The organism is Streptomyces sp. NPDC048506, assembly GCF_040651315.1.
GTDB lineage: Bacteria > Actinomycetota > Actinomycetes > Streptomycetales > Streptomycetaceae > Streptomyces.
In genome coordinates this window covers 14,036-34,145 of record NZ_JBEZIX010000057.1, presented here as the reverse complement: position 1 = coordinate 34,145, position 20,110 = coordinate 14,036, and the positions used below count along the sequence as shown (strand labels likewise).

The window sequence follows — 20,110 nt, the reverse complement described above, 5'->3', positions numbered from 1 at the left end:
CCGCTCATAGCCAGTAAACAACGGTCGACCGGAGCCCGCAGCGAACAGGGCCCTTGTGGCGTATCGCCGGGCCCTCCCGGTAGTGCGGCCGTGGGACGAGGAGGCAGTGAGAGGAGCGGGTGTTGCGGCGGGTACGGCACATCGAGCAACGCCGCCTGGAGCAGACGGGGCTATGCCACCGTGATGGTGTCGTCGGCGTAGACGTCCTGGACGGTGTTCAGCAGCTCGATCCCCTCGCTGGTGGGCCGTTGGAATGCCTTGCGGCCGGTGATCAGCCCGGTGCCGCCGGCTCGCTTGTTGATCACTGCCGTGCGGGCCGCCGCGGCGAGATCACCCTTGCCGGACGACGCACCGCCGCTATTGATCAGCCCCACCCGGCCCATGTAGCAGTTGGCCACTTGCCACCGGGTGAGGTCGATCGGGTGATCGGTGGTGAGCCTGCCGTACAGGAGCTTGTCGGTCCTGCCGAAGTCCAGTGCCGGATAACCGCCGTTGTTCTCCGCCTGCTTCTGCTTGACGATGTCGGCCTCAATGGTCACCCCCAGGTGATTGGCCTGGCCGGTCAGGTCGGCGGACACCGAGTAGTCCACGCCGTCCTTCTTGAACGCCGAGTTACGCAGGTAACACCACAACACGGTGAACATGCCCAGTTCGTGGGCGCGCGCGAAGACCTCGCTGGCCTCCTGCAACTGGCGATCCGACTCCTGCGAGCCGAAGTAGACCGTGGCACCGACACCGGCCGCGCCGAGGGCAAAGCACTGCTCGACATTCCCGAACATGATCTGGTCATACCGGTTCGGGTAGGTCAGCAACTCGTTGTGGTTGAGTTTGACGATGAAAGGGATCTTGTGCGCGTAGCGCCGCGATACGGCCCCCAGCACGCCGAGGGTACTGGCGACCGCGTTGCAGCCGCCCTCGATGGCGAGCTCGACGATGTTCGCGGGGTCGAGGTACCGGGGGTTGGCGGCGAACGCCGATGCCGCGGAGTGCTCGATGCCCTGGTCGACCGGCAGGACCGAGAGATAACCCGTACCCGCCAGGCGGCCGTGGTCGAAGACCGACTGCAAGTTCCGCAGCACCCGGGGCGTACGGTCGGTCTGGGCCACTACCCGGTCGACGAAGTCGCTGCCCGGAAGTATCAGTTCGTCCTTGGGGATCCCCTGGCAGGTATGCGTCAGCAGATCCTTGGCCTCCTCACCCAGCAGGCTCTGCACATCGTTCATCGTTCCACCTCCCGATCACTTGGACACCGCGAACCGGAACCGCTGCCGCTCTCCGACGTCGGGCACTCCACGCATGCAGGGCTTGCAGTTCGGCACCGCGCAGGGACGCCTGCTGGAAGGCGTACGCATGCGGCTCGGGAATGCGCTGAACCGTCGGCGCCGACAACGATGCGACGGTGGCCGGTGGTGACGTGGTTGACGATGACCACGGGACTCGCCGCGTGGCCGACGACTTGCAGGGCGACCGAGCCCAGCAGCAGGCTCCCGAAGCCCCCCAGGCCCTTCGCGCCGAGCACCACCGTGTGAGCACGCTCGGACTCGGCCAGCAGCACGGCCGCTGGAGCACCGGAAGGCAGGGCAGACGTCACCTCCAGGTCCGGATGGGCTTCTTGGACGATCGCGGTGGCCTCGGCCACGACGCCCTGATCGCGGCGGCTCTCTTCCCGAACGCGATCCTCCAGGGTGCCCGCGTATCCGTGTTCACGGGGCAGGACATGAATGATGTGCAGTGCGCAGCGGCGCAACGCCGCCTCGTGGGCGGCCCACACCAGGGCGCGCAGACTGCGCCCGGAGCCGTCGACTCCGACCACGATCGGTTCAGTCATCGTCTCTCCCGAGGTGCGGGTCGTCAGCGTTCCGTGTTGCCGTATCGGCAAAGCTCGTCAAGGTCGCGGCGGACCCTGGCGATCTCCTCCTCCAGCCGCAGGTAGTCCCCCAACTCCTCCGCGTCGACTGTCCGGCGCCGTGGGCGAGGGCGCTCGGGCGGGGGCGCCGCAGTACTCCGGCGGCGGGTAGTAGCCGGACGGGTGGGGGTGCATGTGGTGATGCCGCGGCCCATGTCCACACCAGCCGCTCATGGGGCGCTCCCTCCTTCTCCTTCTACCGTCCGGTATGCACGCCTGCGGGGCATCTCGGCAGGGGTTCAGCGGCCCACGGGCCGTCCGGCGTTGCCTCGTACAGGTCGAGCGGGCCCGTGTTCGGCCAGCGGCAGGTGGCAGGGGGCCTGGAGGTCATTGAGGTTTGGAAGCCAGAAGATCCGCCGCGGGTCGGCGACCTGCCACATCCCGCTCGGGCACGGGTGGCGAAGAGGACCTGGTCGTGGTTGCCGACCTGGCAGCGTTCATCCGACGGCTTCCCGGGCGGCCCACCGCTCCTTGACGTGGGAGTCGTACAAGCGCTCGCGCCGCAGCACGACGCCCCTCTCACTCTTGGGCGCGGCATCGGACTCAGCGACGATACGCACCTTGTCCTCGGGACTGAAGGCGCGTGCAGGGGCGGGGTTTCCGGCCACCCGTGAAATGGCCACTCACTGATTGGGCGCGCTGATGCGGCGCCCTGTGAGGCGCGTGGGCTGGATCGACACCCACATCTCGCGTTCGCCTCCCGCCCATGGTCGGGTGTGGGCGCGCTCGGCCAGCCTTCGTACCTCGTCGGGTTCCGTGACCACCCGGGCGGGGCCAACAGCAAGCACGCTCCAGCCCTGGCTCATGGCCTCGTCCACATGGTCGACCTCAAAGGCCACCTCTTGTCCTACGGCCGCCGCAGGTACCGAGTCCGGCGCGGTCCGGAAGGCGATCGCATCGTCGATGACCTCGTAGTTCACTGGGATCACGGCCGGGCCATCGGGTGTCGCCACCGCCAAGCGCCCAACACCGTGCGTGGAAAGCCGGGCGCGGCATTCATCGTCGCCGAGGTTCCGCAACTGAGGGTGGAGGAGCGCCTGGCCTTGGCCAGGTGGCAGATCGATCCCGCCCCCGCGCAGCGCCGCGACGGTGGTGCCCAGCGCGTCGGCCAGCCTGATGAGACTCCCCGGGCTCGGGTCGGCCGGCCGTTCTTCGAGGTACGCCAGGTAGCCCGGCGCCATTCCGGCGCGACGGGCTGTTTCTTCCCGGGTCAGACCTTGCCGCTTGCGCTCGGCAGCAATGCGCCGGCCGATGTCGCCGGAGTCGGGTGCCCCGCCCTTCGAGGTCCTGTCGGACACGGTACCCGCCTGCTTGGTCAGCTCATCCACGCCTGGCTGGTAAGGCTCATGGGCGCTCGGGGGCCCGTGCTCCATGTGACGGATATGCGCGTCGGGCCCGGGGAACACGAGCGTCACCTCGTCCGTATCCGACCAGCGCACGTCGTAGGGAGGTGTTCCGTCCGTGTGGTGGAGTCCCACGATCTCGCCATCCCGCCTGGTAGCGCCGGTGGCCGGGCTTTCGACAACGAGTTGATCGCCGAGTTGAGCTCGCATGATCGCCGCCGTTTCCTCAAAATGTTGCTGTACCCAACGTGCCACGCGCGGCGTGCCGCCGCAGGGCACGAGAACCCTGATCCGGGGAGCCGGCCGGGCCGGTCTCAGGCCGACCGGCCCCAATCGGGTCCGGGGCAGCTCATCCGTAGTAACCGGCACCTGACACAGGTGACACACCTGACACGTGAGCACCGCTGGCAGTCACCAACCCGGAACGGAGAAGGCGACATCCATCACCGTACGGTCGCAGAGCTCATGACCCGGAACGTCGTCAGGGCACCGCGCGACATGCCGTTCAAGGAGATCGTCAAGCTGCTCGCGGAGAACGACGTCACCGCCGTTCCCGTGGTGGACGAGCTGGACCGCCGCATGGGTGTGGTGTCGGAGGCCGACCTGCTTGATCCCCATCATCGAGCGGCTGTGCCGGAGCGTTGACGGCGTGGTCTCGGTCTCTGAGCACATCGCGTATCGGACCGACGATCCCCGGAGGCCCCAGGCGCGTGACTGATGCAGGGGCAGCAAGTGCCGCCCCTGGCCTGTCACTTACGGAAGCGCGCGGACCACAGGGGCTCCACCAGGTCCCAGTCGGTGTCCCACTGCGCGTACCTTCTACGGTCCAGCATCCGACGGATACCCCGCCGCGTCGCGAAGACCCCGGGCACAGCCCCACCCGCGGTCCTGCCCTGCTACAGGCGGCGGTTCCGGTCCGTTGCCTACCGTCCTTCTCGGTCCAGCGGAACTGCGCCCTTTGCTTTTCCTCCCTGGCACTGCCCGGTGCTCCTTCAGGTTCCGTCCGGCGGGGACACTCACCTCTGCGGAACGACCGCGATCGGACACGGCGCGTGGTGCAGCACGGCATGGTTCACCAGGCCCAACTGGAGACCGACGTGCCCGCGCCGCCTGCGGGCTCCGACGATGAGCAGGTCAGCACCCGACGGAACGTGCCTGTAACGCTCTGCGGAGCCACGCAGAGCATCGTCGAGCACCTGCTCCGGCGGGCGCCGGTGGGCTTCGAGAGCGTAGCCGGAGAGGGGCACAGGCTCGGGGTACCCGACCGGGGCACTCCAGGCGTGCACCGCCACCAGCCGACAGCGCCGCAGGTGGGCCTCCCGGAACGCGAACCGCACCGCCGTGCCGCTGCCCTCCCCGTCCTCGACGCCGACGCCGACGCCGACGCTCCCGAACCGGGCGTTTCGGTACTCCGCCCCGCCGCGCACCACGACGACCGGGCAGTCGGCACGGGCAGCCACAGCCAGGCTGACCGAGCCCAGGAGCAGCCCGGCAAGATCTCCGAGTCCCCTGGACCCGAGTACCAGCGCGAGGGCGTTGCGCCCTTTGCCGACCAGGGCGGACGCCGCGTCCTGATGCAGCACCTCGCTCGACAGCCGAATGCCAGGTGCGCTCTTCCTGGCTCGTTCCGAGGCAGCGGCAATCAGGCCGGACGCCTCATGGTTCGGCGCCGCGGCATGCACGAGGTGAAGCGGCACCTCGTGTCGGACTGCCTCGTCGGCGGCCCAGTCCACCGCCTCAAGGCTGGCCTCGGACCCGTCGATGCCGACCACCAGGGGAATCGCCACTGCTCTTACCTCCTCCTCATGCCGGCCTCCGCGACTGTCAGGCCCTGCCACACCAGGGTCCGCATGCGCCCCAGGCAGATGTGCGGTAGTCCTCGGATGAGAAGTGCCGTGCTCAGGGCCCCGGCGCAGACGCTCATACGTCGAGTACTCCTCACGGTCGCCTGCACGGCCATCGACGCAGGGACGACAGCAGTCTGGACTTACCGTCATTCCAGCTTCGTACGAGACGGAGGCAGCCGCCATGGAACGAGCCGTCACCGTGGGCCTCGACGGCTCACCCGAAAGCCTTGCCGCCGCCCGTTGGGCCGCCGATGAGGCCGAGCGGCTGGGGCTCACGCTGCGCCTGCTGCATGCGTGGCCCCTGCTGGTGCCGGAACCGACCCACATCCCCGCGGAGATGGATCAGAACTACTGGGCGAGGCGGATCGTGCACAACGCGCGAGCGGAGCTCCAGGTGCACCACCCGGGCCTGGAAATCGTCGGCGACCTGGTCGCTGACGACGCCCAGGACGCACTGCTGCAAGCGGCTTCGGAGTCCGAGATGCTCGTGGTCGGTTCGCGGGGGCTGGAGCTCGTCGAGAGTTATTTCCTGGGCGACATCAGCATGTCCGTCGTGGCACGGGCCAAGCGGCCGGTGGTCCTGGTACGTGCCGAGACGCGCGAAGAAGGACCGGCGCCCGCTTCAGGTGCGGCAGGCGGCGTAGTGGTGGCACTGAAACTGCATGGTCCATGCGACGACCTGCTCGAATTCGCCTTCGGGACCGCCGCGGCGCGGCACGTGCCCCTTCGAGCCGTCCACGGCCACAGCTTGCCGGTCCATGCGTACGTTCCCTGGGGCGTGGACCACGACGTCACCGATGGGATCACGCAGGACGCACAGAAGCACCTGAGCCAGGCCCTCCGGCCCTGGCGCGAGAAGTTTCCGGGTGTGGAGGTGGCCGACCGCGTCGAACTCGACAGCCCCGCCAAGGCCCTCGTCCGGTCCGCCAAGGGCGCCGGGCTGCTGGTCGTCGGCCGACGTAAGCACCGTCCTGCGCTGGCCCCACGCCTGGGCCCGGTAGCCCAAGCCGCCATCCACCACGCACGCTGCCCTGTCGCCGTCGTCCCCCATGACTGAGCCGATCACCACAGGGGGCCGTCGATGCGGTACATCAGACCGACGCGTCCGTGCTCCGGACCGGCGCCGTCCCCAAGGCGCCGCTGCTCAAGGTGGCCACCGCCATGGCAGCCACGGAACCGCCATGGTCGGGAGCCGTCATGTGGTCGACACCAGCGGCCGCTTGGAGGCCAAGGTTGTTCGGGCGCTGGCAGCCACACGTCCTCTCCTCAGGAGGGCCCAGCTGAGCTGAGCGGCTGCCGCCGTCGAATGAGCCCTCGGTGGTTGCTGTTGCCCGGATATCCGTCGAGAGGGACAGTGGACACTCATCAGACACGGGGAAGCAGGGCGAAGACCGCGCACCGTATCCCGGTCGGGACCCGTCACCGTGCGCCCCGGACCAGGCTCGGCGATTCTGGAGGCAGAGGCAGGCAGGCGTCGGGAGGAGCGCCCCATGCACTGGGAGACGATCCTTAAGGGCGCCGCGCCGGGCATCACGCCGAATCTCACCGACTACGACCAGGCTCGTTCCGATTTCACCTGGTCGCAGGCGCGCAACGCGCTGGCCGGGCTGCCCAGGGGCGGGCTGAACATCGCGCACGAGGCCGTCGACCGGCATGCAGGACCGCAGTACGGGGAGAAGGTCGCGCTGCGGTGCATCACCCGCGACAACGCCGTGTCGACCGTCACGTACGCCGAGCTGGCCCACCGTACGGCCCGCTTCGCAAACGTCCTGCGGTCGCTCGGCGTCGGCCATGGGGATCGGGTGTTCACCCTGCTCGGCCGCTGTCCTGAGCTCTACACGGCGGTGCTGGGCACGTTGAAGAACACCAGCGTGGTATGCCCGCTCTTCTCTGCGTTCGGCCCTGACCCGGTCGAGCAGAGACTACGACTCGGCGACGCCCGCGTGCTGGTGACCACCGCCGCCCTGTACCGGCGCAAGGTCGCCGACCGCCAGGCGTCGCTGCCCGGTCTCGAGCACGTGCTCATCGTCGGGCCCGGTGCCGAGGAGCTGCCCGGCACGGTCTCCTTCGACTCGTTGATGTCCGCGGCATCGGACGGGTTCGCCATCCCGCCGACCTCGCCGGAGGACATGGCGCTGCTGCACTTCACCAGCGGAACCACCGGGACCCCCAAGGGTGCGATCCATGTCCACGAAGCGGTTGTCGCCCATCACGCCACGGCGGCGTACGCGCTCGATCTGCATCCTGAGGACGTGTACTGGTGCACCGCCGACCCAGGTTGGGTCACCGGCATGTCGTACGGCATCATCGCCCCGCTCGTTCACGGCGTCACCGTCGTCGTCGACGAGGGCGAGTTCGACGCCCGGCGCTGGTATCGGATCCTGGGCGAACAGCGGGTGAGCGTGTGGTACACCGCGCCGACGGCCCTGCGGATGCTCATGCGTGCCACGCCCCGCCAAGGCCCGTACGACCTGCCGCACTCGCACGACCTGTCAGCCCTGCGCTTCATCGCTTCGGTCGGCGAGCCCCTCAACCCCGAGGCCGTGGTGTGGGGCCAGGAGGTGCTGGGGCTGCCGGTCCATGACAACTGGTGGCAGACCGAGACCGGCTGCATCATGATCGCGAACTTCGCGGCGTGCGATATTCGGCCCGGCTCGATGGGGCGGCCGCTGCCGGGTGTCGAGGCGGCCGTGCTGAAGCGGGGCGAGGACGGTCGGGCGTTGATCACCGACGGCAGGGTGACGGAGGTGGACAGCCCTGACGTGGAGGGCGAGTTGGCGCTGCGGCCGGGCTGGCCGTCCATGTTCCGCGGCTATCTGCACGACAAGGAGCGTTATGAGACGTCGTTCGCCGACGGCTGGTATGTGACCGGCGATTTGGTCAGGCGTGACGGGGACGGCTGGTACTGGTTCGTGGGGCGCGCGGACGACGTCATCAAGTCGGCGGGCCATCTGATCGGCCCCTTCGAGGTGGAGAGCGCGCTTATGGAGCACCCGGCGGTCGCGGAGGCCGGGGTGATCGGCCGTCCGGACCCGGTGGCCGGGAACATCGTCAAGGCATTCGTGTCGCTGGGCCCCGGTATCGAGGCGAGCCCAGATCTGGAGCGGGAGGTGCTGGCCTTCGCCCGGCGCCGACTGGGCCCGGCCGTCGCGCCCCGGGAGATCGCTTTCGACCAGAACCTGCCGAAGACCCGTAGCGGCAAGGTCATGCGCCGACTGCTGCGTGCACGTGAACTCGGCCTGCCCACGGGTGACTTGTCAACCCTGGAGGGATCCGTATGAGCCCCGCCCGCTCTCCCGGCACGCGGAAGGCCGCAGCGACAACGAAGGCGTCGAAGAAGGCCCCGACGAGCAAGCGGGCCGCGAAGACAGAGGTCCTCGCCGACCAGCCCGCCACCGGACACAGGGGGGATCTGCTGGAGGCCATGCTGCGCATCCGGCGCTTCGAGGAGCGATGCGTCGAGCTGTACAGCGCCGCGAAGATCCGCGGCTTCGTTCACCTCTACATCGGAGAGGAGGCCGTCGCCGTCGGCGTCAACGAGACTCTCACCCCCGAGGACGCTGTGGTCTCCACCTACCGCGAGCACGGCCACGCGCTCGCCCGTGGCATCCCCGCCGAGGCCGTCATGGCAGAGATGTACGGCAGGACGACCGGATGCAGCGCGGGCCGTGGCGGGTCCATGCACTTGTTCGACGCGAGCCGCCGCTTCTACGGCGGCAGCGCGATCGTCGCCGGTGGTCTCCCGCTGGCCGCGGGTCTCGCCCTCGCCGACCGCATGCGCGGGCAGAACCGCGTCACATGCTGCTTCTTCGGCGACGGAGCCTTCGCCGAGGGCGAGTTCCACGAGACAGCAAACCTCGCAGCCCTGTGGAACCTGCCGCTCCTGCTCGCCTGCGAGAACAACCTCTACGCCATGGGCACAGCCCTCGCCCGGGAGCACGCGCAGACCGACCTGGCCATGCGCGCCGCCTCCTACGGCATGCCTGCCTGGGCCGTGGACGGCATGGACGTCGAAGCCGTCGAGCAGGCCGCCCGCCGGGCCACCGAGGGTATCCGGGCCGGCACCGGACCGCACTTCCTGGAGCTGCGCACCTACCGCTTCCGCGCCCACTCCATGTACGACCCGGACCGCTACCGCGACAAAGCAGAGATCGAGCGGTGGAAGACCCGGGACCCGATCAACCAGCTCATGGACCGCATGCGTGAGAACGGTGAGCTGGGCGACAAGGAGCTCGCCGGCATCGAGCGCCGGGTCACCGAGGAGGTCGACGGTGCCGTCGAAGCGGCCGAGCAGGCGCCCGAGCCACTGGTCGAAGACCTGCTGCGGTATGTCATCAGCACGTCGGCGGAGGTGAGCTGACCATGGGCACCGGCGGGCAGCCGGAGGAGCGGAAGACGACCTACCGGGAAGCGATGCGCGAGGCTCTGCGGGAGGCATTGCGTGCCGACGACCGGGTCTTTCTCATGGGCGAGGACGTGGGCCGGTACGGCGGATGCTTCGGCGTCAGCCTCGGCCTGCTGGAGGAGTTCGGGCCGGACCGGATCCGCGACACCCCGCTGTCGGAGTCGGCGTTCGTGGGGGCGGGCATCGGTGCGGCCCTGGCCGGGATGCGGCCGATCGTCGAGATCATGACCGTCAACTTCAGCCTGCTCGCCCTCGACCAGATCCTCAACAACGCCGCCACCCTGCTGCACATGTCGGGCGGCCAACTGCCCGTCCCGCTGGTGATCCGCATGACGACGGGCGCGGGACGCCAGCTCGCCGCCCAGCACTCGCACAGCCTGGAGGGCTGGTACGCGCACATCCCCGGCATCCGCGTCCTCGCACCGGCCACCGTCGAGGACGCCCGCCACATGCTCGCTCCGGCCCTGGCCGACCCCGACCCCGTGCTGATCTTCGAGCACGGCAGTCTCTACAACGCCACCGGTGAACTCGCTCCGCTCACCGCCTCCGTGGACATCGACCACGCCGCGGTCCGCAGGCCCGGCACCGACGTCTCCCTGATCACCTATGGTGGTTCGCTGCCGAAGTCGCTGGCCGCGGCGGACGAGTTGGCCGCCCAGGGCATCAGCGCCGAGGTGATCGACCTGCGCACACTCCGTCCTCTCGACGACGCGACGATCGCCGCCACCGTGGCCCGTACACACCGAGTCGTGATCACCGACGAGGCTTGGCGCACCGGCAGCCTCGCCGCCGAGATCTCCGCGCGCATCGCCGAGGGATCGTTCTACGAACTGGACGCGCCCGTGGAGCGGGTGTGCAGCGCGGAGGTGCCCATCCCGTACGCCCGGCAGCTTGAGGAGGCCGCCCTGCCGCAGACCGCCGACATCGTCGCGGCGGCACACCGGGCGGTGGACTGACCATGGCCGAGTTCACCATGCCGTCCCTGGGTGCCGACATGGACGAGGGCACGCTCCAGGAGTGGCTGGTACAGCCCGGCGACCGGGTCCGCAAGGGCGATCCCGTCGCGGTTGTCGAGACCGCGAAGTCCTTGATCGAGGTGGAGTGCTTCGAGACCGGGACGATGGTGAGGCTGCTGGTCGAGCCGGGTACGACGGTGGCCGTCGGCACGCCGCTTGCGCTGATCGAGCCGACCGCAGAAGAGCCCAAGCAGCGCGAGAAGCCTCGAAAGGCCGAGAAGGCCGAGGAGAAACGACCAGTCCCGGCGGCACCGAAACGTGCGGCGCCCCCCACCCGGCCCGAACCCGCCCGTCTTCCAGCGCCGCCCGCTGCCCACAAGCGCGGGCACATCGAGGCGGGCCCCTTGATCCGCCACCTCGCGGAGCGGAGCGGCATCGAACTGGAGGCCCTGCAAGGATCCGGGCCCGGCGGGCGCGTCACCCGGACCGACATCGAGCAAGCAGCCACTGCCACCGTGGCTGTGGCTCCGTCATCGCGGCTACGGGCCACCCCACTCGCCCGACGGCTCGCCGCCGAACTGGACGTCGACCTGGCCACGGTGACGGGAACCGGCAAAGACGGTGCCGTCCGCGCCGACGACGTACGCAGGGCAGCCCCGGGCCCGGCAACTACCGCCCCACCCTCGCGCCACCTCGCCGCCCCGGTGCGCTCTCCTGAAGACCGGACAGCCGCGATGCGCCAGGCGATCGCCGGACTGATGGCCCGCGCCAATCGGGACATTCCGCACTACTACCTGTCCACGACCGTCGACCTGGCCGCCGCCATGAACTGGCTGCACGAGCACAACCGGCGCAGCCCGGTCGGCGGGCGGCTGCTTCCCGCGGCCCTGCTGCTCAAGGCAGCGGCCCTCGCGGCCCGGGAGGTCCCTCAGCTCAACGGCTTCTGGACCGACGACCACTTCACTGCCGGCGACGGCGTACACCTCGGCGTGGCGGTGTCCTTGCGTGGCGGGGGGCTCGTCGCTCCCGCCCTGCGCAACGCCGACACCCTCCGGCTTCCCCAGCTGATGACCGGCTTGAAGGATCTGGTCGCCCGCGCCCGCACGGGCCGGCTTCGCGGTTCGGAGGTGTCCGACTCCACGATCACGGTCACCAATCTCGGGGATCAGGGTGTGGAGAGCGTCCTCGGAGTGATCTATCCCCCGCAAGTGGCGCTGGTCGGCTTCGGACGGGTCGTCGACCGGCCGTGCGCCGTCGACGGACTGCTCGGCGTACGGCCCGTCGTCACAGCCACCCTGTCGGCGGACCACCGAGCAACCGACGGTGCCGTTGGAGCCCGTTTCCTGACAGCGATCGACCGCCTCCTGCAGAATCCGGAGCAGCTGTGAACCGTACCGAAGCACTGGACATCGTCAAGGAATCTATCGCCCGCGTCATCCCCGACGCCGACTTCGCCACCTTGGGGCCCGACGATACGTTCCGCGACGCCCTGGAGATGGACTCGCTGGACTTCCTGAGCTTCATCGAGACCCTCAGTGACCGCACCGGTGTCCGCATCGACGACGAGGACACCCCGCAGCTCACCACGCTGTCCTCAAGCGCCGACTTCCTCGTCGCCCGCACGCAGTGAGGTGCCTTGGCCAAACGTGTCGGCAGAGGCCAGGGGGGTGCCGGGGTGGCTGAGGCGGGCACGCGCCGACTGCGCCGGGTCCGGCGAGCAGGAGTCAGCCGGTCACGCCGTGCGGTCAGAATCCGGCCCGCGCTCGCCGTCCGGGTCGTCAGCTGCGACATCCTCGTGGCACGTCAGCCGGACGGCTCGCCCTCTTCCCCCACGTGAGCAGCCCACCGTCGCCGGACGGCGTCCTCGTGCTCGTTCTGCTCCAGGGCAAGATCCACTTGGGTGAGGGCGTCCTGCAGGCGTGGAATCCAGTGGCGCCGCAGCGCCCGGGCCCGTTGGCGGGTGCTGAGCACCTCCGCGCCGACGATGCGGGCGGCGGCCTGGTGGCAGGCGTAGTCGGCGGCTGCCACCACCGCTCGCCGGTAGGTGACTTCGGCGTTGATCAGGGCTGTGTTGCCCGGTGCGGCGGCGGTCGGCGGGCGAGCCGGGACCGTACAGGAGACCTCTGACGGGTGATGGGCCCCCATGAACATGGTCCAGCCGAAGGTGACCTCCGCCGGAGCGAGGCCGGCCGCTGCCGCGTCCAGAGCGCGCTCCCCGCTCAGGACGAGCCCACGCAGCAGCCAGGTCTCGGCCTCCCCCAGCAGCTCGTGCCAGGCGGCGGCAGCGGCCTGTTCGGCCTGTACGAGGCGCTGGTGCTCCGTACGGAGGATGCTCAGCTTCTTCTCTAGAAGGTCGGCGCCACGCACGGCCACGGCCAGACTGCGCCGCAGACGCAGCCGTCCGGCACGTCCAGGGGGAATCCGGAGGGTGGCCATCGCCTTCACCCCCGCTCAGCGCCGTGCGTGTCCAGCAGCGCGCCCGGGAGCATGTCGAGCTGACTGCGGGGCAGGTCGAGCAGGACCTGCCAGGCTTTCTCCAACGTCTCGTCGAGCGTGCGCAGTTCGTCACGTCGCTGGTGCACGAAGCGCCGCAGGAACGCCTCGTCGAAGTCCAGGTACCGGCGGTCGGTGGGGCTGAGCGCCGTCTGCCCGACCAGGTCGGCGAGTTCGCGGACCTGCCGGGCGCGGGCGAGGGCGGCGAGCATCTGTGCGGCGACATCGAGGTGGTCGGGCCGGGTGCGGCCGGGCCCGGCTCCTTTGCGCATCAGGCGGGAGAGCGACGACAGGGCGTCCACCGGCGGGTACACGCCGAGCGCGTGCGTCTCGCGGGACAGCACGATCTGCCCCTCCGTGATGTACCCGGTCAGGTCCGGCACCGGATGCGTGATGTCGCCGGCGGGCATGGTGAGCACCGGGAGGACGGTGACGGAGCCGGGCCGGCCCCGGATGCGCCCGCAACGCTCGTAGAGAGAGGCGAGGTCGCTGTAGAGGTAGCCGGGGTAGGCGCGGCGGGCGGGGATCTCGCCGCGTGCCGCGGAGACCTCGCGCAGCGCCTCGGCGTAGCTGGTCATGTCGGTCATGACCACGAGCACGTGCCTGCCTGCGTCGAAGGCGAGGTGTTCGGCGACGGTGAGCGCGATCCTCGGGGTCAGGATGCGTTCGATCACCGGATCGTCCGCGGTGTTGAGCAGCAGCACCAACTCTCCCGCGGCGGACCGCTCCTCCAGGGCGTCGCGGACGAAGGAGGCGTCGGCGTGGGTGAGCCCCATACCGGCGAAGACGACGCTGAACGCCTCCCCGGCCGCCGTCGACTGGGCGGCGATCTGGGCAGCCAGTTCCAGATGCGGCAGCCCCGCGATGGAGAACACCGGCAGCTTCTGGCCCCGTACGAGCGTGGTGAGCGCGTCCACGGCTCCGACGCCGGTGAGCACCGGCTCCGCGGGAGGTTCCCGGCGCACCGGGTTGATCGGGTTCCCGCCGACCGCCGCGGTGACCGACCCGAAGACCGGCGGCCCACCGTCGACCGGCTCACCGCGGCCGTTGCACATGCGGCCCAGCCAGCCGGAACCGACCGGGATACGCAGCGGCCCACCGGCGAAGGCCATCCGGACCCCCGCCGGATCCATCCCGGCGGTGTCCTCCAGGACTTGTACGACGGCGAGTCCACGGTCCACCTCCAGCACGAGTCCGTGCCGCTCCTCGCCGGAGTCGAGCGTGATCCGGACGAACTCGTCCCAGCCGATCCCCGCCACCCCCTCGACGACGGCGAGGGGACCGCGCAGTTCGCGGATCGCCGTGTACTCGATCTCGCCCCAGCCGGTCAATGCGCCTCCCGCAGTCCGGCGAGCGCGGCAAGGATGGCGTCCCGCCGGGTCGCGACGCCTGCGGCATCGTCGGGGCCGACGTCCTCGCGGGTACGGAGCAACGGTCCGAAGTCCGCCTCCTCGATCACCGGGGCGGGGACGCCGGACTCGACGAGTTCCCGGCACCGGTCGACGACCGCGAGGACGGTCTCGACCAGAGCTGCGGCCTTGTCCGCACCGCAGTAGGCGTCCTGGGCCGACAGCGCGCTCTGCTGGAGGACGCCCTCGCGCATCAGCCGTCCGCCGAGCACGCTGATCCGTTCCTGGGCGGGAAGCGCGGTGATGCCGATCAGGTCGACGAGGTCGGCCAGCCGGTCCGCCTCGGCCAGCAGTCCGGCTGTCCGGGCGCGCCGGGCGGCCCAGTCGAGGTCGCCGGCTTCCGCGTGGGCGGAGGCGAGGATCTCCGCGTCACGGGAGAAGGAGCCCGCCCACGAGACAGCCGGGTAGTGGCGGGCGTAGGCGAGGTCGCGGTCGAGGGTCCACAGGCAGCGTACGAACCGTTCGGTGTGGGCGGTGACCGGCTCCGTCATGTCGCCGCCGGGCGGCGAGACCGCGCCGATGACGGTGACCGAACCCTGGTCACCGCCGAGCGTGGTGACCGAGCCCGCTCGTTCGTAGAAGGCGGCGATCGCGGAGGCCAGACTCGCCGGATAGCCTTCTTCCGCCGGCAGCGCACCGGTACGGGAGGCGAACTCGCGCAGCGCCTCGGCCCACCGGGAGGTCGAGTCGGCGATGACCACTACGTCGAACCCCATGTCGCGGAAGTACTCGGCGACCGTGGTTCCCGTGTGGATGCTCGCCTCGCGGGCCATCATCGGCATGTTGGAGGTGTTGGCGATCGTCACCGTGCGCTCGGCGAGCCGCCCTCCGGTGCGGGGATCTTCGAGCGCGGCCAGTTCGGTGATGACGTCGGCCATCTCGTTGCCGCGCTCTCCGCAGCCGATGTAGACGATCACGTCGGCGTCGCACCACTTGGCGATCTGCTGTAGCAGCACCGTCTTGCCGGTGCCGAAGCCTCCGGGTACGGCGACCGTGCTGCCCCGTGCCACGGGGAAGAGCAGGTCGATCGCGCGCTGCCCGGTGTTCAACGGGTGCTGTGCGGCGAGGCGTTCGCGGACCGGGCGCGGGCGGCGGATGGGCCAGTCGACGGTCATGCGGACCTCGGTGCCGCCGACGACGGCCAGCGCCGCGCGCTCGGGGTGCTCCGCCTCGGGGACGATCCGCTCCACCGTGCCACCGGCGCCTGGCGGTACGAGGATCCGCACGGGCACCGGTCCGGTGCCCTGGACCTCGCCCAGGATCTGGCCTTCGGACACCCGCTCCCCCTCCCTCACCCGGGGTGTGAACCGCCACGAGCGGTTGCGGTCCCCGGTCGCGCTCGCGCCGGGCAGAAGCCATTCGCCGCTGCCCGCCAGCGGGCGCAGCAGGCCGTCGAAGATTCCACCGAGCAGACCGGGACCGAGCCGGGCGGACAGCGGGATACGCAGGGGTCGGGCGCTGTGCCCGGGGGCGAGACCGCCGGTGTACTCATACGCCTGGACCGTGACCACGTTCCCTTTGATCGCCACCACCTCGCCGGGCAGGCCGGCATCGCCCAGGGCGACCAGGTCGTACATGGCCGTGCCGTCTGCGTACTCCATTTCGACCAGCGGGCCGGCGACCCGCAGGATGTGGCAGGGCAGCTCCGGTCGGCCGTCCATAGCGGCTGCCTCGGGCACGCCCCTCACGGTGCCCACAACGTCTCCGCCTCCGCGCCGAACCTGTCCAGGGCACGGGCGGCGAGGGCGTCCAGGGTGCAGTCGGCCCGACGGCCCCGCGCCTGGGCCACGAATCCCCCTCTGGGGTGCTCGGTGATGTCGGCGTCCGGGCCGAGGAGTCGGCGGGCCCGTTGGTACAGCCGGTCGCGGATCGCCGGGTAGTCCGCGGTGTGCCGCAGTTCGCGGACGCGTTCGGTGGTACGGCGGCGCAGTTCCTCGTAGCCATGCCTGCGCACGCCGAGTTCGCGGGCGCGGGTGATCCTGCCGACCCGGGTCAGTTCCGCGGTGCGCCCCCGGGCCGCGTCGGCCTCGCCCTGGCGGCGGGCGTCGTCGAGGATCGCCGCGGCCTGGGCCCTGGCCGCGTCGAGCAGTGCCTCGGCTTCACAGTCCGCGCGGGCCAGCAACTCCTCGGCGGCGGCCCGGGCCGAGCGCAGCAGCCGGTCCCGCACCGGTTCGAGGGCGGCGGCCGCGTGATCCGGGGCCGGGCGCGTCATGCCGGCATCACCGCCGTGAGTGGCCGGGGGCTCTCCAGCAGCGTCGGGCCCAGGGCGCCGGCGGCGGCCGGGGTGACGATCACCATGGCGACGTCCTGCGGCAGGTCCTGCCATGCCCGGTGCACGGCTGCCGGCTCCTCGGCGACCAGGACGGTCACGCCGGCCAGGGCCAGCCCCGCCACCCGGGTCTGCTCTCCGATGGCTGCCACACGACCCATGGTCAGGCTTTCCCGATGAGGATGATCGCGACGACGAGGCCGTAGATGGCGATGCCCTCGGCGAGTCCGACGATGACCATCGCCCGCCCGAACAGCTCGGGCCGCTCGCTCAATGCCGCCAGCGCGGCGGCTCCGGTGTAGGCGACGGCGATCGCTGCGCCGATCGATGCCCCGGCGACCGCGATCGCGGCCCCGATCAAAGCCGCCGAACCGGAACCCGAGGCATGGGCGGTGGCCTGGGTACCCGATGCCTGGGCGGGTGCGCCGCTCAGGGCCACCGTCAGCAGGGCCAGCCCGCCCACGAGCAGAGCCACGTCGGCCGCGACGATCAGCCGGACGGCCGCCCGGCCGCGCCGCCGCAGCAACAAGCGTGTGCCGAGGAAGGCCACCGCGACGACGGGCAGGGCGATGAGCCAGGCGATCACGACGCCACCTCCGTGTGCTGTACGGGAACGTGCCAAGGACGGAAGGGACGGCCCTGCGTCTCGAAGACCCGGGAAAACAATTCGTAGAACTCCAACCGCAGCGCCTGCACCCCGGCCACCAGCGCCTCCAGCGCGAACGCGAGGGCATTACCGACGGCGAAGACGACCACGGCCCCCAGCAGTGCCGCCGCCCCCTTGCCGGCCAGTGCGGTCGTGCCGCGCCAGACGACATCGCCCAGCGCGGCATGGGTGAGCCCGAAGGCCGCAAGCCGCGCGAAGGAGACCACGTTCGAGCCGAGGCGTACCACAACATCGAAGAGCTGGACCCCGGTCTGCGCGGCGCCTCCGACCCCGCCCGCGGTGGCCGTGAACAGCCCCGATCCCGCCAGCGCCAGACCGGTGAACGCCAGCACGCCGCCGCCGAGCGCGTAGCCGGCGCGGCCCAGGTAAGCCCCGCCGCCGAGCACGGCGAGCCCGAGGAAGAGCAGGGCGCCGGCGATGCCCGACGCCGCGTACAGGGCGTTCGCCGGTCCGCCCTCCCGCCAGCGGTTCACGGCGCCCGCCCCGTACGCCAGGGTCAGGAGCGCGGCGCCGAGCCCCATCGCGGCGGCGAGCAGGCGCATCGGCTGGTCCAGCGGGTCCAGCCACAGCACCGGCAGCACGCCGGTCGGGCCGAAGAACTCCCCGTACATGACGCCCGCCACGCTGCTGGTCAGCCCGGCTCCGGCCACGAACGGCCACAGGCGCCGCAGCGGCGCCAGTCTGCGCGGCCGCCCCAGATACAGCAGCAGGGCGGCCAGGAGCAGCAGCGCCCCGTGCCCGGCGTCGCCGAACATCACGCCGAACATGACCACGTAGACGATGCCGGCGGGCATGGTCGGGTCGAGGTCCGCGTACGGCACGGTGCCGTACGTGCCCACCAGTGGGGCGAAGGCGCCACGCACAACGCCGGTGGCGCGCAGCAAAGTCGGTGGATCGGTGCCGCTGGGTGTCCGCATCGGCACCAGAACGCCCCCGACATCGGCGAGGCGCGCGGCCGTCGGGCGTACTTCGACGGCGGGGCACCATCCGGCGAGCGCCGCCACTGTCCCGCGGCGGACGGCACTGCCGATCCGCTCCTCAAGTTGCGCCTCGCCCGCCAAGAGGTCGGTCTGGCCCGCTTGTTCGAGGGCGTCGAGGTCCGGTGGGACCGCGCACAGGAGGGCGCCCGAGGGCTCGGTACGCATCCGCTGCAGTCGGCGTGCCGCCGGGCCGGGAGCGGCATGCGCGGGGTCGTCGATCCGGTCGATCTCAACATTGCCGGCCTCGGCGATGCGGATCAGCGTCTCGCGCAGGGTCTCCTGCGGCGCGACGATCGCCACCCGCTGCATGCGGACCGGCCGCACGGCCTCAGACCAGGGCATCGAAGTCCTCCAGCGATCCGCCACCGCGCGCGGCCAGTTCGAGGGCGCCCCGAACCCGCCACGCATCGGCCGAGAGCATGGCGACGGCGCCCACGACGGGCGAGGAGCCGAGGCCGGAGCCGCGCATCAGATCGCGTCCATCCTGTTCCAGCCGGATCCACCACCTCGTCTCCGCGCGCCACAGGTCCGCCGGCGTCCCGATGCCGTCCACCACCCAGCGCGCAGTAGCCGGCAGACGCCGCAGGAAGTCGGGGAACGACGCGGCGCCCACGGCCTCGGAACCGAGGACCCGCGCGGCTCGGCGCGCGGACGACGGCGTCAGGGCGCGGTCGGCGAGGAACATCTCGCGGCCCACCAGCAGCGCGAGCCGCCCCGCCGCCCAGTGCACCGCTTGCGGTACGCCCGCCGCAGTCCGCTCGGCAGCAGTGATGCGCATACCGATAGCCACCCCTGCCGCGGAGTCTGCTCCCAGATCGCCCCATACCGAGCGGGCCAGCGCGGCCCGCAGTTCAGCCGGTGAGCTGGTCCCGGACAACCTCGGCCACGCGATGGCCAGTGAGCCGAGCCGATAGGGCTTGGCAGGCGGACGAGGCTCCGCAGCCGACAACGCACGGGCGTGGTCGTCGACGTTGGCAATCTCAAAACCGGAAGCGAGCAGTCGAAGCACGGCCGCTCCCGCGCGCGGCTGCCACCCGCCGAGTACCCGCAAATGCCACAGCAGGGTCGCCGAGACCGCCCGCTGGGCGTCGGCCAGCCCGGCTTCCGAGTCGAGATCGCGGCGGTACGGCGTGGCCGCCAGATATCTGAGGGCGTCGTCGAGCGTCGCGGCGCCGGCCACGTCCCGGGCACCGGAGATGCCCAGGCACCGGGACAGCATGGCCCTGGCTCGGGTCACGCCCGCTACCCAACCGGCGCCCACTGCGGTCAACCCCCTTCCGGCCGCGCGTCGTCCGGGGCGGCCAGGTCCTCGATCGCTCCGGCCACCACGCGGTCCACGAGTGCGGGCATGTGGCGCTCGACTCGGTCCCGCAGGGCGGCGACATCGCCTTCGGCGGCCGCGAGGAGTGCCGCAGCCTCGGCTTCGGTGGCGTCATGGATCCGGGCGGCACTCTCTTCCCGCACACGCTGGGCCGCGGCGTGGGCCTGCCCGACGATATCCGTGGCCGTCCGTTCGGCCGCCTCCCGGCGCCGCGCCGCTTCCTCGGACGCTTGCTCCCGTATCGTCCGCGCCTCAGACTCCGCCTCGCGCAGAAGAGCGAGCTGCGGTTCCAATTCGGCCGTAAGCTCCGCCGCCCGGTCCGCGGGCACCCCTCCCGCAGCGGCCGGGCCGGGCAGGCCGACCGGCCGGAACCGCATCAAGAAATCCCGGAATCCCGCCACAACAGCTCTCCTACGAGTCTGCCCCGCCGATCCGGTTCCAGTGTCCACGCTGGGGACGACCGCGTCTCGTGGAGTTGGGCCGCCCTTCCCCGCTCAAGGGCCGACCGGCTCTG

General features: G+C 70.9%; 19 protein-coding genes and 1 pseudogene. 7 read left to right on the top strand and 13 right to left on the bottom strand.

Features of this window, described 5'->3' with window-relative positions; all coding sequences use genetic code 11:
- Positions 1 to 170: 170 nt before the first annotated feature.
- The 3 genes from AB0C96_RS35000 to AB0C96_RS34990 form a co-directional block, all read right to left on the bottom strand.
- The gene (locus AB0C96_RS35000) at positions 171 to 1,223 is read right to left on the bottom strand and encodes a class I fructose-bisphosphate aldolase (RefSeq protein WP_362923207.1); all 1,053 of its coding nucleotides are present in this window, start codon (positions 1,221 to 1,223) and stop codon (positions 171 to 173) included.
- Complete coding sequence (locus AB0C96_RS34995) at positions 1,220 to 1,828, bottom strand: universal stress protein (RefSeq protein ID WP_362923206.1); 609 nt, start codon at positions 1,826 to 1,828, stop codon at positions 1,220 to 1,222. The genes AB0C96_RS35000 and AB0C96_RS34995 overlap by 4 nt, the downstream gene beginning before the upstream one ends.
- A gap of 701 nt (positions 1,829 to 2,529) precedes the next feature.
- On the bottom strand, positions 2,530 to 3,459 hold the full coding sequence (locus AB0C96_RS34990) for a pyridoxamine 5'-phosphate oxidase family protein (RefSeq protein WP_362923204.1): 930 nt from the start codon (positions 3,457 to 3,459) through the stop codon (positions 2,530 to 2,532).
- Positions 3,460 to 3,687: 228 nt separating this feature from the next.
- On the opposite strand from AB0C96_RS34990, the pseudogene AB0C96_RS34985 reads away from it, so the two are divergent.
- Positions 3,688 to 3,858, top strand: a pseudogene (locus AB0C96_RS34985) (CBS domain-containing protein); the annotation flags it as partial.
- Positions 3,859 to 4,265: 407 nt separating this feature from the next.
- Here AB0C96_RS34985 and AB0C96_RS34980 read toward each other — a convergent pair.
- Positions 4,266 to 5,036, bottom strand: coding sequence for a universal stress protein (locus AB0C96_RS34980; RefSeq protein WP_362923202.1), 771 nt, complete (start codon positions 5,034 to 5,036; stop codon positions 4,266 to 4,268).
- 241 nt (positions 5,037 to 5,277) lie between these two features.
- Between AB0C96_RS34980 and AB0C96_RS34975 the strand changes: the two genes are divergently transcribed.
- The 6 genes from AB0C96_RS34975 (at position 5,278) to AB0C96_RS34950 (ending at position 12,087) form a co-directional block, all read left to right on the top strand.
- Entirely contained in the window at positions 5,278 to 6,153 is an 876-nt protein-coding gene (locus AB0C96_RS34975; protein ID WP_362923200.1) for a universal stress protein, read from the top strand.
- A 433-nt stretch (positions 6,154 to 6,586) separates the two neighbouring features.
- Complete coding sequence (gene acsA, locus AB0C96_RS34970) at positions 6,587 to 8,377, top strand: acetate--CoA ligase (RefSeq protein ID WP_362923198.1); 1,791 nt, start codon at positions 6,587 to 6,589, stop codon at positions 8,375 to 8,377.
- Positions 8,374 to 9,456, top strand: a complete 1,083-nt coding sequence (gene pdhA / locus AB0C96_RS34965) for a pyruvate dehydrogenase (acetyl-transferring) E1 component subunit alpha (protein ID WP_362923197.1) — start codon at positions 8,374 to 8,376, stop codon at positions 9,454 to 9,456. Before acsA ends, pdhA begins: the two co-directional genes overlap by 4 nt.
- Before the next feature lie 2 nt (positions 9,457 to 9,458).
- On the top strand, positions 9,459 to 10,457 hold the full coding sequence (locus tag AB0C96_RS34960; protein ID WP_362923195.1) for an alpha-ketoacid dehydrogenase subunit beta: 999 nt from the start codon (positions 9,459 to 9,461) through the stop codon (positions 10,455 to 10,457).
- Positions 10,458 to 10,459: 2 nt separating this feature from the next.
- On the top strand, positions 10,460 to 11,845 hold the full coding sequence (locus tag AB0C96_RS34955; RefSeq protein ID WP_362923193.1) for a 2-oxo acid dehydrogenase subunit E2: 1,386 nt from the start codon (positions 10,460 to 10,462) through the stop codon (positions 11,843 to 11,845).
- Positions 11,842 to 12,087 (top strand): acyl carrier protein, encoded by a 246-nt coding sequence (locus AB0C96_RS34950; protein ID WP_362923191.1) that lies wholly within the window; start codon positions 11,842 to 11,844, stop codon positions 12,085 to 12,087. The genes AB0C96_RS34955 and AB0C96_RS34950 overlap by 4 nt, the downstream gene beginning before the upstream one ends.
- 173 nt (positions 12,088 to 12,260) lie before the next feature.
- On the opposite strand, the gene AB0C96_RS34945 is transcribed toward AB0C96_RS34950, so the two are convergent.
- From AB0C96_RS34945 to AB0C96_RS34905, 9 genes are read right to left on the bottom strand one after another with little or no spacing between them, the layout of a single operon-like run.
- Positions 12,261 to 12,893 carry a V-type ATP synthase subunit D gene (locus AB0C96_RS34945; RefSeq protein ID WP_362923189.1) on the bottom strand — a complete coding sequence of 211 codons (633 nt, stop codon included), beginning with the start codon at positions 12,891 to 12,893 and terminating at the stop codon, positions 12,261 to 12,263.
- Positions 12,894 to 12,898: 5 nt separating this feature from the next.
- The gene (locus tag AB0C96_RS34940) at positions 12,899 to 14,281 is read right to left on the bottom strand and encodes a V-type ATP synthase subunit B (RefSeq protein WP_362923187.1); all 1,383 of its coding nucleotides are present in this window, start codon (positions 14,279 to 14,281) and stop codon (positions 12,899 to 12,901) included.
- Positions 14,278 to 16,038 carry a V-type ATP synthase subunit A gene (locus tag AB0C96_RS34935; protein ID WP_362923185.1) on the bottom strand — a complete coding sequence of 587 codons (1,761 nt, stop codon included), beginning with the start codon at positions 16,036 to 16,038 and terminating at the stop codon, positions 14,278 to 14,280. Before AB0C96_RS34935 ends, AB0C96_RS34940 begins: the two co-directional genes overlap by 4 nt.
- A 5-nt stretch (positions 16,039 to 16,043) precedes the next feature.
- The gene (locus AB0C96_RS34930) at positions 16,044 to 16,571 is read right to left on the bottom strand and encodes a hypothetical protein (protein WP_362923184.1); all 528 of its coding nucleotides are present in this window, start codon (positions 16,569 to 16,571) and stop codon (positions 16,044 to 16,046) included.
- Entirely contained in the window at positions 16,568 to 16,789 is a 222-nt protein-coding gene (locus AB0C96_RS34925) for a V-type ATP synthase subunit F (protein WP_362923182.1), read from the bottom strand. Before AB0C96_RS34925 ends, AB0C96_RS34930 begins: the two co-directional genes overlap by 4 nt.
- Before the next feature lie 2 nt (positions 16,790 to 16,791).
- The gene (locus tag AB0C96_RS34920) at positions 16,792 to 17,214 is read right to left on the bottom strand and encodes an ATP synthase subunit C (RefSeq protein ID WP_362923180.1); all 423 of its coding nucleotides are present in this window, start codon (positions 17,212 to 17,214) and stop codon (positions 16,792 to 16,794) included.
- The gene (locus AB0C96_RS34915; protein WP_362923179.1) at positions 17,211 to 18,617 is read right to left on the bottom strand and encodes a V-type ATPase 116kDa subunit family protein; all 1,407 of its coding nucleotides are present in this window, start codon (positions 18,615 to 18,617) and stop codon (positions 17,211 to 17,213) included. The genes AB0C96_RS34920 and AB0C96_RS34915 overlap by 4 nt, the downstream gene beginning before the upstream one ends.
- On the bottom strand, positions 18,604 to 19,512 hold the full coding sequence (locus AB0C96_RS34910; RefSeq protein ID WP_362923177.1) for a V-type ATPase subunit: 909 nt from the start codon (positions 19,510 to 19,512) through the stop codon (positions 18,604 to 18,606). The genes AB0C96_RS34915 and AB0C96_RS34910 overlap by 14 nt, the downstream gene beginning before the upstream one ends.
- A gap of 29 nt (positions 19,513 to 19,541) precedes the next feature.
- The gene (locus AB0C96_RS34905) at positions 19,542 to 19,997 is read right to left on the bottom strand and encodes a hypothetical protein (RefSeq protein WP_362923175.1); all 456 of its coding nucleotides are present in this window, start codon (positions 19,995 to 19,997) and stop codon (positions 19,542 to 19,544) included.
- Between the last annotated feature and the right edge of the window lie 113 nt (positions 19,998 to 20,110).

What these genes read in the sequence shown, in the direction of transcription:
- AB0C96_RS34945 (WP_362923189.1), bottom strand. Translation starts at nt 12,893, where the DNA reads ATGGCCACCCTCCGGATTCCCCCTGGACGTGCCGGACGGCTGCGTCTG.
- AB0C96_RS34955 (WP_362923193.1), top strand. Translation starts at nt 10,460, where the DNA reads ATGGCCGAGTTCACCATGCCGTCCCTGGGTGCCGACATGGACGAGGGC.
- AB0C96_RS34995 (WP_362923206.1), bottom strand. Translation starts at nt 1,828, where the DNA reads ATGACTGAACCGATCGTGGTCGGAGTCGACGGCTCCGGGCGCAGTCTG.
- AB0C96_RS34915 (WP_362923179.1), bottom strand. Translation starts at nt 18,617, where the DNA reads ATGCCCTGGTCTGAGGCCGTGCGGCCGGTCCGCATGCAGCGGGTGGCG.
- AB0C96_RS34930 (WP_362923184.1), bottom strand. Translation starts at nt 16,571, where the DNA reads ATGACGCGCCCGGCCCCGGATCACGCGGCCGCCGCCCTCGAACCGGTG.
- AB0C96_RS34990 (WP_362923204.1), bottom strand. Translation starts at nt 3,459, where the DNA reads ATGCGAGCTCAACTCGGCGATCAACTCGTTGTCGAAAGCCCGGCCACC.
- AB0C96_RS34975 (WP_362923200.1), top strand. Translation starts at nt 5,278, where the DNA reads ATGGAACGAGCCGTCACCGTGGGCCTCGACGGCTCACCCGAAAGCCTT.
- AB0C96_RS35000 (WP_362923207.1), bottom strand. Translation starts at nt 1,223, where the DNA reads ATGAACGATGTGCAGAGCCTGCTGGGTGAGGAGGCCAAGGATCTGCTG.
- pdhA (WP_362923197.1), top strand. Translation starts at nt 8,374, where the DNA reads ATGAGCCCCGCCCGCTCTCCCGGCACGCGGAAGGCCGCAGCGACAACG.
- AB0C96_RS34925 (WP_362923182.1), bottom strand. Translation starts at nt 16,789, where the DNA reads ATGGGTCGTGTGGCAGCCATCGGAGAGCAGACCCGGGTGGCGGGGCTG.
- AB0C96_RS34960 (WP_362923195.1), top strand. Translation starts at nt 9,459, where the DNA reads ATGGGCACCGGCGGGCAGCCGGAGGAGCGGAAGACGACCTACCGGGAA.
- acsA (WP_362923198.1), top strand. Translation starts at nt 6,587, where the DNA reads ATGCACTGGGAGACGATCCTTAAGGGCGCCGCGCCGGGCATCACGCCG.